Origin of the sequence: Streptomyces sp. NBC_01454, assembly GCF_036227565.1 — a bacterium.
Classification (GTDB): Bacteria; Actinomycetota; Actinomycetes; order Streptomycetales; family Streptomycetaceae; genus Streptomyces.
Map to the genome: position 1 here is coordinate 4893308 of NZ_CP109460.1, position 12348 is coordinate 4905655.

General features: G+C 71.4%; 10 protein-coding genes. 5 read left to right on the forward strand and 5 right to left on the reverse strand.

Going from position 1 to position 12348, the window contains the following annotated elements:
• Positions 1-39: 39 nt before the first annotated feature.
• Positions 40-531 carry a hypothetical protein gene (locus OIU81_RS21795; protein ID WP_329331153.1) on the reverse strand — a complete coding sequence of 164 codons (492 nt, stop codon included), beginning with the start codon at positions 529-531 and terminating at the stop codon, positions 40-42.
• Between the two features lie 1381 nt (positions 532-1912).
• On the opposite strand from OIU81_RS21795, the gene OIU81_RS21800 reads away from it, so the two are divergent.
• Entirely contained in the window at positions 1913-2635 is a 723-nt protein-coding gene (locus OIU81_RS21800; protein ID WP_329150400.1) for a response regulator transcription factor, read from the forward strand.
• 42 nt (positions 2636-2677) lie between these two features.
• Here the strand turns inward: OIU81_RS21800 and OIU81_RS21805 are convergent, their stop codons facing one another.
• Entirely contained in the window at positions 2678-2986 is a 309-nt protein-coding gene (locus OIU81_RS21805) for a hypothetical protein (RefSeq protein WP_329150402.1), read from the reverse strand.
• A 30-nt stretch (positions 2987-3016) separates the two neighbouring features.
• Positions 3017-4696: a sodium:solute symporter family protein gene (locus OIU81_RS21810; protein WP_329150404.1), complete on the reverse strand. Its 1680-nt coding sequence runs from the start codon at positions 4694-4696 to the stop codon at positions 3017-3019.
• 249 nt (positions 4697-4945) lie between these two features.
• On the opposite strand from OIU81_RS21810, the gene galT reads away from it, so the two are divergent.
• The 4 genes from galT (at position 4946) to OIU81_RS21830 (ending at position 9262) form a co-directional block, all read left to right on the forward strand.
• Positions 4946-6010: a galactose-1-phosphate uridylyltransferase gene (galT, locus tag OIU81_RS21815; RefSeq protein ID WP_329150406.1), complete on the forward strand. Its 1065-nt coding sequence runs from the start codon at positions 4946-4948 to the stop codon at positions 6008-6010.
• Positions 6007-6981, forward strand: coding sequence for a UDP-glucose 4-epimerase GalE (galE, locus tag OIU81_RS21820; RefSeq protein WP_329150407.1), 975 nt, complete (start codon positions 6007-6009; stop codon positions 6979-6981). Before galT ends, galE begins: the two co-directional genes overlap by 4 nt.
• Positions 6981-8225 carry a galactokinase gene (galK, locus tag OIU81_RS21825; RefSeq protein WP_329150411.1) on the forward strand — a complete coding sequence of 415 codons (1245 nt, stop codon included), beginning with the start codon at positions 6981-6983 and terminating at the stop codon, positions 8223-8225. The genes galE and galK overlap by 1 nt, the downstream gene beginning before the upstream one ends.
• 269 nt (positions 8226-8494) lie before the next feature.
• Positions 8495-9262: a response regulator transcription factor gene (locus OIU81_RS21830; RefSeq protein ID WP_329150413.1), complete on the forward strand. Its 768-nt coding sequence runs from the start codon at positions 8495-8497 to the stop codon at positions 9260-9262.
• Between the two features lie 64 nt (positions 9263-9326).
• On the opposite strand, the gene OIU81_RS21835 is transcribed toward OIU81_RS21830, so the two are convergent.
• Complete coding sequence (locus OIU81_RS21835) at positions 9327-11396, reverse strand: beta-galactosidase (protein WP_329150416.1); 2070 nt, start codon at positions 11394-11396, stop codon at positions 9327-9329.
• A gap of 51 nt (positions 11397-11447) precedes the next feature.
• Positions 11448-12242 carry an SDR family NAD(P)-dependent oxidoreductase gene (locus OIU81_RS21840; protein WP_329150418.1) on the reverse strand — a complete coding sequence of 265 codons (795 nt, stop codon included), beginning with the start codon at positions 12240-12242 and terminating at the stop codon, positions 11448-11450.
• Between the last annotated feature and the right edge of the window lie 106 nt (positions 12243-12348).

Sequence of the window (12348 nt, forward strand, 5' to 3'; positions counted from 1 at the left end):
AGGGGCGGTCCCGACAGCCGGAGGTGATTACGTGGGGAATCACCCCACCGGCTTGGTGACCTCACCGCGAATCTTGTCGGCCTTGTCCGCGAACGCCTGGAGGTCGACTGACTGCGGATCCTTCGCCAAATCCCTGGCATCGGTTTCCGCGACTTCCCCGCCCGTACTGGAATCGGCCCAGACGCAGAACGACAGGGTGACCTTCTGCCCCACCTCTGTGCGCACGTCGACACCGCAGGTGAGCGCGTCCCCGCCCCCACTGGGCGTGAACTCCTTCTCCGCCACGGCGACTTCGGTCTTTCCGTCGCGCGTCATGCCGCGAATGGTGTGATCGACGGCCGTCTCGGGATCATCGATGACGCCGTAGAGCCCCAGCATCGCCAGCGACTTGGTACCGCTCGTGTACTGGCCGCCCACGGTCGTGATGTCGTGCTCATTGGGCCCGTCCTGCGGCACCTCATGGGCGGCCTGCTGGGATATGTCCTTGGCGAGCTTGTACTCCCCGCCTGCCAGTGTCTGCGGCACGGTCATCCGGTACTTCGGCCCGCCGGACGACCCGCCCGACGAACTCCCGCCACCCCTGAACGCCCCGCTCGACGCCAGAGTCCCGATCACCAGCACACCGGCAACGGCACCGATGGTCCCCCATACCTTCCCGGCCTTCCGCCGGGGCGGTATCGGAGGCGGCATGCCCGGCCCACCGCCGTACCCGAACTGGTGGGCCTGCTGCGGCATGCCGTAGGGCCCCGGCTGCTGCCCGTACGGACCCGGCCCGCCGGGGTGCGGCTGCTGCCCGGGGTACGGCACCGGCCCACCGGGATGAGGCTGCTGCCCGTATGACACCGGCCCACCGGGCGCGGCACCCGCCGGATACCCGACCGGCTGACCGGGCTGCGGCATCCCTTGCGGCGCACCGAACCCCGGCGCCTGCCCGAAACCACCCGGCGGCTGTTGCGGTGTCGTCATTTACTTCTTTCTTTTCCGAGGCACGACCGTGACGCGAGAAGGGCTTCTTGGACACGCCATTTTCACCCCCGATGTGCCGCTCCTCCAACGGCACATCGATGATGCCCGACAGTTGCGGTCATCCTGACCTCCGCGGAGAAGGGCGACGAACTCCTCTTCCTCCGAGCCCGAAGAGTCCAGGGGATGCCTGCCCGTGCTTGGCGCTACGGGGTAGCGCTGAGCCGGTGACGTGGTGGGACGGGGCCGCCGGGCCCCGCACTTCTGCAGCCTTACTTTTCAGATAAGGCTGCATGAAGAGTCGGGAGTCGAAAAGTCCCGGAAGCTCTCCTGGGATACTCTCGATGCGGACAAAGTTGGGGTCGTCGGATTGGGTGTAAATTTCCAATACCTGGTATTCGATCCCCGTCTTCAGGGTGCTCGCCCCTTGGGTGCGTGAGCGGCTGCTACCTCGTCGGCCAATGACATGGCGGATCGGCCCTCCCCCGCTTTCTCCTCCACTGCCGAACCCACTTTCGCATACGGCACTGACACGGCCCGCAAAGGCACTGTGACGCTGCGACGTGAAAACCGGCCGCTGGTTTCTTTTGATTTCAACCAGGTGAGTTGTGTGTGCAGTTCGGCCCGGTGGAAGCGGTGTGCTGCAGTCACACACCGCACACCACACACCACACACCACACACCACACGCCAGCCGCGCCCCGATGTGCAGCACGCCCGACCGATGCCCTGCCGCCGAAGGCCCGAAGGCCCGCGGGGCGGGCCCAGTTGGGCCCGGATGCCTCCCGAAACAGCGGCAACCGGCCCAGATTGGCCGGGATTCCAGCATTCCGGGGGCTTCTCCCCGGTAGAGGGCGCACTATCGCAGCCGAGCGTGTAGCTTCCCGGGGACGAGCGGCCCGGCCGGGGGGCCGCGCAGGGGCCCGCCGGTGGTGGGAGGGGGTTGCTCGATGGGCGTGCGGCTCATGGTGGTCGACGATCATCGTCTGCTCGCGGAGGCGCTCGCCTCGGCGTTGAAGCTGCGCGGGCACCGCGTTCTGGCGGCGGCCGCGCCGAGTGCGGGGGCCGCGGAGCTGGTGGTGAGCCGGGCGCCCGAGGTGTGTCTGCTGGGCACTGCCGCGCCGGCCCAGCCGGGGGCCTTCGACCCGGTCGTACGGATCAAGAAGGAGCGGCCGCAGGTCGCGGTGGTGGTGCTGGGGCCGGTCCCCAGCCCGCGCGGGATCGCCGCCGCTTTCGCGGCCGGGGCCTCGGGGTACGTCCGCAACGATGAGCGGATCGAGGGCGTGGAACGCGCCATGATGAAGGCGCGGGCGGGGGAGTCGGCGGTGTCGCCGCAGCTGTTGCAGCAGGCCTTCGAGGAGTTGCTGCACCCGGCCGCGCAGCCCGACGACGAGGGCGCGCGGCTGCTGGAGCTGCTCACCCCGCGCGAGGTCGAGGTGCTGATGCGGGTGGCGGAAGGCGAGGACACCCGGCTGATCGCGGCGGGGATGGATATTGCGCCGAGTACGGCGCGTACGCATGTCCAGCGGGTGTTGATGAAGCTGGAGGTGGGCTCCCGGCTGGAGGCCGCCGCACTGGCGGCGCGTACCGGGCTGCTGGACCGGGCGGCGGGCGGCCGGGCCGTGCGCGCCGCGGCGGCGGAACCGGGAGATCCGGTGCCGCCGCCGCAGTGACCGCCGCCGCAGTGACCGCCGCCGTGGTGGCCGGCGCCGTGCTCAGCCCTCCGCGGGACCGTCCTCGGCGGCGGCCCGCAGTTCGTCGGCCGTCGGCGGGACGGCCGGCCGCAGCTTCAGCCAGACCAGGAAGAACAGCCCGAGCGCGAGCATGCCCACGCCCGTCCACAGGTTGATGTTGATGTCCTGTGCCTTCCTGAGGTCCGCGTCCGAGGCGGTCAGCCCGGCGATGGTGACGATCACGCCGTAGACGACGAACAGGCCGCCGATGATGCGCCGGACGTCGAAGAGCCGCGCGGCGGTCGCCGATTCGCGCTCCAGCTCCTCGACCTCGTGCTGGTAGTCACTCATGGTGCGTCAACTCCGCTGGTTCGGACGGGTTCAGAAGGAGAACGGGATGTAGCAGACGGCGGCCAGGACGATCGCGCCCCAGCCCAGCAGCGCCGGCTTGCGGTACCAGGCGTCGTCGCCCTCGGCCGGCAGCTCTTCCATGCCGGGTGAGCGGGTGCCGTAGACCAGGCCGGCGAGGGAGGCGGCGGGCTTGGGCCGGGTGACCAGGGTGACCACGAACATCACGACCGCGCCGACGACGAAGGCGACGATCGCGGAGACGAAGTTGGCGCCCTGGTCGGAGGGGATCGAGATGATGCCCTGCTTGTAGAACCAGAAGTAGTTGACCATCGCGGCCACGGTTCCGGAGAGCAGCCCCCAGAAGCCGGCCGCGGCGCTGGTCCGCTTCCAGAACATGCCGATGATGAAGACGACGAACAGCGGCACGTTGAAGAAGGAGAAGAGCGTCTGTAGGTAGTTCATGATGTTGCTGAAGGACGAGGCGATGAAGGCGGTGCCCATGCCGATCAGCACGCCGACGGCGGTGACCACCCGCCCGGTCGCCAGGTAGTAGCGGTCCTCGCGGCCCTTCTTGAGGTACGCGGCCCAGATGTCGTTGGTGAAGACCGTGTTGAACGACGAGACGTTGGCGGCCATACCGGCCATGAAGGCGGCGAGCAGACCGGTCACGGCGATGCCGAGCACGCCGTTGGGCAGCAGGTCCCGCATCAGCACCGGGATCGCGTCGTTGTACTGCAGCCCGCCCTTCGAGGGGTCGGTCTTGCCCAGCGTCGGCTCCATGACCAGCGCGATCAGGCCGGGAACGACCACCACCAGCGGGATGAAGATCTTGGGGAAGGCGGCGATCAGCGGGGTGCGCTTGGCGGCGGAGAGGTTCTTCGCGGACAGCGCGCGCTGGACCTCGGCGAAGTTGGTGGTCCAGTAGCCGAAGCTCATCACGAAGCCCAGGCCCAGGACGAGGGTGAGCCAGTTGGCGCCGAGCGGGTTGGACTCGCCGATGCCGGTGCCCTTCCAGGCGGTCAGGAAGGCGTCACCGTGCGAGGAGGTGAGCGAGTGGGTCAGCCCGTCCCAGCCGCCGACGCGCTTGAGGCCGACGACGGTCAGCGGGATCAGTGCGGCCAGGATGACGAAGAACTGGAGCACCTCGTTGTAGATCGCCGAGGACAGACCGCCGATGGTGATGTACACGAGGACGAACAGCCCGGCGATCACGATCGCGAGCCACTGCGGCCAGCCGAGCAGCGCCTGCAGCACGATCGCCATGGCGTAGAGGTTGACGCCCGCGATCAGGACCGAGGAGACCGCGAAGATCACCGACGACAGCAGGTGTGAGGACGGGCCGAAGCGGTGCAGCAGGAACTCCGGCACCGAGCGGACCTTGGAGCCGTAGTAGAACGGCATCATCACCAGGCCGAGGAAGACCATCGCCGGGATGGCGCCGATCCAGTACCAGTGGACGGTGTAGGCCCCGTACTGCGCGCCGTTGGCGGCCATACCGAGGATCTCGGTGGCGCCGAGGTTGGCGGCGACGAAGGCGAGGCCGGTGACCCAGGCAGGCAGTGACCGCCCGGAGAGGAAGAAGTCCAGGCTCGTCTTCACACTGCGCCTGGCGGCGAATCCGATGCCGAGGACGACGGCGAAGTAGATGGCCAGGATGGTGTAGTCGAGCCCGTTGGTGGGGAGCCGTAGCCCTTCGGCCAGCGTGATCATGAGGGCACTCTTTTCGGGGGTCCGGGGGGCATCCCCCAGGAGACAGAGCGGTGTGCGCGAGCTGAACGCACAAAAAGCTACGCTCGGTCCTTGAGAAACTGAACACTTATGTTCGTTTCAGTTGTTGATTCGTGATCGGGATAGACGGTTTGTCGGGAATGTCCGTCCCGGCGGCCGACGTTGACGCTGCTGTTTAGTTGTGCTTCATTGTGTTTGTTTGTGTTTGGTCGGAGTGGCTGAGGAGCTCCCGTGAAGAAGACGACGACCCGGCTCGCGGACGGCCGGGAGCTCATCTACTACGACCTGCGCGACGACGCCGTACGCGACGAGCCGGACCCCCGCCCCCTCGACCCCGTCGCCACCGCCGCCGAGATCCGCCACGACCGCCTGCTCGGTGACCGGGTCGCCATCGCCTCGCACCGGCAGGCCCGCACCTACCACCCGCCGGCCGACGAGTGCCCGCTGTGCCCCTCCCGCGAGGGCCGGCACTCCGAGATCCCCGCCCCGGACTACGACGTCGCCGTCTTCGAGAACCGCTTCCCCTCGCTCGCCGGCGACCGCGGCCGCTGCGAGGTGGTCTGCTTCACCTCCGACCACGACGCCTCCTTCGCCGACCTCACCGACGCGCAGGCCGCCCTGGTCCTGGAGGCCTGGACCGACCGCACCGCCGAACTGTCCCAACTCCCGGGCGTGGAACAGGTCTTCTGCTTCGAGAACCGCGGCGCGGAGATCGGGGTGACCCTCGGCCATCCGCACGGCCAGATCTACGCCTATCCCTTCGTCACCCCGCGTACCGAGCGCATGCTCAGCTCACTCGCGGAACACCGCACGGCCACCGGCGGGGGCAACCTCTTCGACGAGGTGATCGGGGAGGAGCTGGCCGACGGCCGCCGTATCGTCCTGGACGGTGAGCACTGGGTGGCCTTCGTGCCCTACGCCGCCCACTGGCCCTACGAGGTGCACCTCTACCCCAAGCGGCGGGTCCCCGACCTGCTCGCCCTCGACGAAGAGGCGCGCACCGAATTCCCACAGGTTTACCTGGAAGTCTTGCGGCGGTTCGACCGGATCTTCGGCGAAGGGGACGGCCAGGGGGAGCGCACCGCCCGCACGCCGTACATCGCCGCCTGGCACCAGGCCCCGCTGCGCGCCGAGCACCGCGGCGATTTCGCACTCCACCTCGAGCTTTTCACCATTCGCCGCACTTCCGGCAAGCTGAAGTTTCTCGCGGGTTCCGAATCCGGCATGAACGTGTTCATCAATGACGTGCCGCCGGAGGCCGCGGCCGAGCGACTGCGAGAGGTAGCGAGCAAGTGAGCAAGAAGTACCTGGTCACGGGCGGTGCCGGATACGTCGGCAGCGTCGTCGCGGCGCATCTGATGCAGGCCGGCCACGAGGTCACCGTGCTGGACGACCTGTCCACCGGCCACCGCGAGGGCATCCCCGCCGGAGCCCGCTTCGTCGAGGGCCGCATCCAGGACGCGGCGAAGTGGCTCGACCGCTCCTACGACGCGGTGCTGCACTTCGCCGCCTTCTCCCAGGTCGGCGAGTCCGTGGCCGACCCCGAGAAGTACTGGCGCAACAACGTCGGCGGCACCATGGACCTGCTCGCCGCCATGCGCGACGCCGGGGTCCGCACCCTCGTCTTCTCCTCCACGGCGGCCACCTACGGCGAGCCGAAGTCCACCCCGCTCACCGAGTCCGCCGAGACCGCGCCCACCAGCCCCTACGGCGCCAGCAAGCTCGCCGTCGACCACATGATCAGCGGTGAGGCCGCCGCCCACGGCCTGGCGGCCGTCTCGCTGCGCTACTTCAACGTCGCCGGCGCCTACGGCAGCTGCGGCGAGCGCCACGACCCCGAGTCGCACCTCATCCCGCTCGTCCTCCAGGTCGCCCAGGGCAAGCGCGAGGCGATCTCCGTCTACGGCGAGGACTACCCCACCCCCGACGGCACCTGCGTACGCGACTACATCCACGTCGCCGACCTCGCCGAGGCCCACCTCCTCGCCCTGGACGCCGCCCGTGCCGGAGAGCATCTGATCTGCAACCTCGGCAACGGCAACGGCTTCTCCGTCCGCGAGGTCATCGAGACCGTCCGCAAGGTCACCGGCCACCGGGTCCCGGAGATCGCCGCCCCGCGCCGCGCCGGCGACCCTGCCGTCCTGGTCGCCTCCGCGCAGAGGGCCGTCGACCGCCTCGGCTGGCGGCCCAGCCGCACCGACCTCGCCGGCATCGTCGCCGACGCCTGGCAGTTCGCGCAGCACCTCGAACGGACGAAGGAGTCCTGATGACCGCTCACGGAGCCGTCACCCCGGCCACCGGGCACGCACCCCGCGCCCGGCACACGGCGGAGCGGTTCGCCGCCGTGTACGGCACCGCGCCCACCGGCCTGTGGGCCGCGCCCGGCCGGGTCAACCTGATCGGTGAACACACCGATTACAACGACGGTTTCGTGATGCCGCTGGCCCTCCCGCACACCACGATCGCCGCCGCCTCGGCCCGCACCGACGGGGTGCTGCGGCTGCACTCCGGCGGCGCCGGCGGCGGCATCGTCGAACTGCGCACCGACGAGCTGCGCCCGGCGCCCGGACCGGCGTCCGAGGCGCTGGAGCGGAGCCGGGGCGGGGCGCAGCGCAGCGGGGGCTGGGCCGCGTATCCGGCGGGCGTGGTCTGGGCGATGCGGGAGGCCGGGCTGCCCGTCGGCGGTGCGGATCTGCACTTCGAGAGCACGGTGCCCACCGGAGCCGGACTCTCCTCCTCCGCCGCCCTGGAGGTCGCCACCGCGCTCGCGCTCAACGATCTCCACGCGCTCGGGCAGCAGCCGCAGCAGCTGGCACAGCTCGCCCAGCGGGCCGAGAACGCCTTCGTCGGGGTGCCCTGCGGGATCATGGACCAGACCGCCGCGGCCTGCTGCACCGAGGGCCACGCCCTGTTCCTGGACACCCGCGATCTCACCCGGCGGCAGATCCCGTTCGACCTGGCGCACGAGGGGCTGCGGCTCCTCGTGGTGGACACCCGGGTGCAGCACGAGCTGGGGGACGGCGCGTACGCCGAGCGGCGCGCCGGCTGTGAGCGTGGCGCGCGGGCGCTCGGGGTGCGGGCCCTGCGCGAGGTGCCGTATGCGCATCTGCCCAAGGCCCTCGCCGAACTGTCCGGTGACCCCGGCGTCCAGGCCCTCGTCCGGCACATCGTCACCGAGAACCACCGCGTCGAAGAGGTCGTCGCCCACCTCGACGCCGGCCGCCCCCGGGCCATCGGCCCCCTGCTGACGGCCGGTCACGCCTCGCTCCGCGACGACTTCGCGATCTCCTGCCGCGAATTGGATCTCGCCGTCGACACCGCCCTGGAGGCGGGCGCCCTCGGGGCCCGGATGACCGGCGGCGGCTTCGGCGGCTCGGCGATCGTGCTGGTCGAGGAGGCGGACGCGACGGGCGTCGGCGCGGCCGTCACCGAGGCGTTCGCGGCGGCCGGCCACGCCGTGCCGCGGATCTTCGAGGCCGTCCCCAGCGCGGGGGCGCACCGCATCGCGTAGGGCGTGCCCGGCGGCGTGCGGCCGTCCGACGGCGGCCGAACGGCCCGGCCGGGCAAGCAGTTTCGTCAATCACCTTCCCTCGCCGCACGCCGTCCGTACGCTGAGATCCTGCACCGGTGGGGGCCGGTGCCGATCAGGGGGCGAGACCGTTCGGGTACGACGCCCGGGGTGGGGTGGCAATTCGGCGCGGCGGCGGCCGTGCGGCTGAGGCGATCTTCAACCCGGGCGTCGTGCCCGCTATGGTCCGTTCACCGGGACAGGGGGTCTCTGTGCAACGCATCCGGGTTCTGGTGGTCGACGACCACCGCATCTTCGCCGAATCCCTGGCGGCCGCGCTCGCCGCGGAGCAGGACGTGGACGTCGCGGCCGCGGGCAGCGCCCCCGCGGCGCTGCGCAATCTGGACCGGGCGGCCACCGACGGCCGCCGCTTCGACGTGCTGCTCGCCGACGCCGACCTCACCGCGCCGCTGCTCGCGGTGCCGCCGCAGTCGCCGGCGCCGCTGCGCGAGAGCGTGCCGCGCGCCTGCCCGCGGGACGGCATCGCGCTGGTCTCCGGCCTGCGCACCAGCCATCCGTATCTGCGCACCGTCGTCCTCGCCGACCGCGACGACCCGCGCCGCGCGGCCGCCGCCCTGCAGGCCGGCGCCTCCGGCTGGGTCGCCAAGGACTGTTCGCTCTCCCGGCTGCTGGCCGTGATCCGCGGCGTCCTGCGGGACGAAACGCATCTGCCGCCCGCGCTGCTGACCGGTGTGCTGCGGGAGCTGACGGCCGCCCGCAAGCACCGTTCGGAGAGCGAGCGGCTGGTGGAGTCGCTGACCCCGCGCGAGCGCGAGGTGCTGCGCTGCATGGTGGCGGGCCTGGGCCGCAAAGCGGTCGCCGAGCGACTGTTCCTCTCCCCGCACACGGTCCGGACCCATATGCAGAACGTGCTCGGCAAGCTCGGGGTGCACTCCACCCTCGCCGCGGTGGCACTGGCCCGCCGGGCCGGCGTCGGCCCGGTCGAGCTGGAGGCAGCGGCCTCGGTACCGGTGCCGTGAGCGGCCGGGCCCCGCGGGGACGCACCGGGGCGGCGTGCGCCCGACCCGGCGTTGCGGACCCGTTCTAGGCCCCGGTCAGAACGGCCACTCCCCGGGCGTCCAGCGTGATCCGGCCGACGGCCCCCGCCCGTGCCCCTGCTCCTGTCCCTGCTCCTGTCCCTGCCCCTGTCCCTGTCCCTGTCCCTGTCCCGTCCGTTCCGTCCGTTCCGTCCGCCGCCGCGAGTGCGTCGCGCATCGGTGCCGGCAGCTCGACCCCGACGGTCCGCGGCCCGTGGTTGAGCAGGAAGACATAGCGCCCGCCGGGGCCCTCGCGGACGGTGGCCTGGACACCCTCCGGCAGGTTCGGCAGTACGGGCGCCACGCCGGCCGCCGCGCGGACGTCGTCCAACAGGGCCCGCATCAGCGCCGCGTCGAGCCGAGTGCCGACGTACCAGGCCGTGCCCTGCCCGTAGGCGTGCCGGGTCACCGCGGGCCGGCCGGCGAGGTCGCCGTCCGTGAAGCGGGCCAGCGTCTCGGCCCCCTCGAGAGTGATGGCCTCCGACCACAGGTCCGCCCGCCCCGTGAAGGCGCCGTCCCCGATGGTCACCGACCGGCCCGCGTCCAGCGGCCAGAACTCCTCCACCCGCAGCCCCAGCAGCTCCCGCAGCGGCGCCGGATATCCGCCCGGATGCACCCGGTCGTACTCGTCGACGATCCCGGAGAAGAACGACACCAGCAGCCGCCCGCCGGCGCGCACATAGGCGGCCAGCCGCCGGGCGTCGGACGCGGTGAGGAGGTACAGGTTGGGCGCCACGACGAGCCGGTAGCCGGACAGCTCGCGCTGCGGCGGCACCACATCGCAGGCCACCCCCGCCTCGAAGAGCGGCCGGTAGTGCTCCAGCGCGATACGGGAGTGGTCCAGCGCGGTCGACGGCTTGGAGTCCAGCTCCAGGGCCCACCAGCTGGGCCAGTCCGCCAGCAGCGCCACCTCGGCCCGTGACCGGGTCCCCGCGAGGTCCGGCAGGGACGCCAACTCACCGCCCAGCTGCGCCACTTCACGGAAGATCCGGGTGTCGGTTCCGCCGTGCGGCAGCATCGCCGAGTGGAACTTCTCCGCCCCGCCCAGCGACTGCCGCCACTGGAAGTACAGCACCGCGTCCGCCCCCTGGGCGACCGCCTGCCAGCTCCACAGCCGCATCGCGCCGGGCGGCTTGGGGCCGTTGCGGGGGCGCCAGTTGACCGCGCCCGGCGCCTGTTCCAGCAGCATCCAGGGCTGTCCGTCGCGCGCCGCGCGCATCAGGTCGAAGACATAGCCCGCCCGGATGTGGTCGTCGGGCACATACGGGTCCTGGTAGAAGTCCAGCGCCATGGTGTCCATGTGCGCCGCCCAGGCGAACGCGTCGACGGGCTTGTGCTGCGGCATCAGATTGGTGGTGACCGGCACCCCGGGTGTCACCCGCCGCAGTACCTCCTTCTCGGCCAGATAACAGGCGCGCAGCGCCTCGTCGCCGAAGCGCAGATAGTCCAGCTGCTGTGCGGGGTTGGGGAAGGTGGGGGCGGTGCGGGGCGGCAGCACCTCGTCGAAGTCGCCGTAGGCCTGCGACCAGAAGGCCGTGGACCAGGCGGCGTTGAGCGCGTCGATGCTCCCGTGGCGTTCGCGCAGCCAGCGCCGGAAGTCGTCGGCCGACACCTCGCAGTAGCACTGCCGGGTGTGGCACCCGTATTCGTTGCCGAGGTGCCACAGGGCGAGTGCCGGATGGCCGGCGTAGCGGGTGGCGAGCTGTTCGACGAGGCGTACGGCGTGGGCGCGGTAGACGGGGCTGGAGGGGCAGTAGTGCTGCCGGGCGCCGGGCCAGCGGCGCCGGCCGTCGGCGTCCTCGGGCAGGATCTCGGGGTGCGCGCGGGAGAGCCAGGGCGGTGGTGAGGCGGTCATGGTCGCCAGGCAGACGGCGATCCCGGCGCCCGCCAGGCCGTCCATGACGCGGTCGAACCAGCCGAAGTCCCAGGCGCCGGGCCGGGGTTCGACCTTGGCCCAGGAGAAGATCCCGGCAGTGACCATGGTGACGTGGGCCGCCTTCATCAGCTTCAGGTCCTCGGCCCACACCTCCTCGGGCCACTGCTCGGGGTTGTAGTCGCCGCCGAAACGGATGCTCATCGGACCTCCTGCGTCGAAGCTCGGGCGGGGCGCGCGGCCCCGCCGCCCGGTTCACGAAGAGTTCTTGTACACGCTCCAGCCGCCGTCGACGACGAGGCTCGCACCGGTGACGAAGGAAGCCTCGGGGGAGAGCAGAAAGGCGATGGCGGCGGCGACCTCCTCCGGCCGCCCCAGCCGCCGGGCCGCCGTCTGCGCGGCGCTGGCCTGCCGGTCCTCCTCGTCGATGCCGTCCCAGGCCGCCGTCAGGACGGGGCCCGGCAGCACGCAGTTGACCCGCATCCCGGGCCCGTACTCGACGGCCAGCTGCCGCCCGAGCCCCGTCAGCCCGGCCTTGGCCGCGGCGTACGCGGGCCGTCCCGGGAGCCCGATCAGCGCATGGACGGACGAGGTCAGCACCACCGCGCCGTCGTGTGCCCGCAGATCCTCCAGGGCGGCGCGCACGCCGAGGAACGAGCCGGTGAGATTGACCGCGAGCTGCCGGTCCCAGTCGGGGAGCGGGGTGTCGCCGACGGTCGCCACATACGGCAGAAAGGCATTGCTGACCAGCCCGTCCACCGGGCCGTAGCGCCGCCGGGCCGCCTCGACGGCCCGCCACCAGTCGTCCTCGACCGCCACATCGCAGTGCTCGTACGAGGCATGGCCGCCGGCCGCCCGGATGCGGCGGGCGGTGTGCTCGCCGCGGGCGTCGTCGATGTCCAGCAGGAGGACGCCGGCGCCCTCGGCCGCCAGCCGGTCGGCGGTGGCCGCCCCGATCCCGGTGGCGGCGCCGGTCACCAGGACCGTACGGCCCTCGAACCGCTTGCCGTACGGGCCGTTCGACGGAGGCGGTGCGTGCTGCTGGCTCATGGCGCGATCCAAGCCCACGAGCCGAGCGGCGGGCAAGGGGACGCGGCGCGAGGGGGCGTGCACGGAACCAGGGGGCGCGCACGAACTACTGACACCTCGTCAAGTA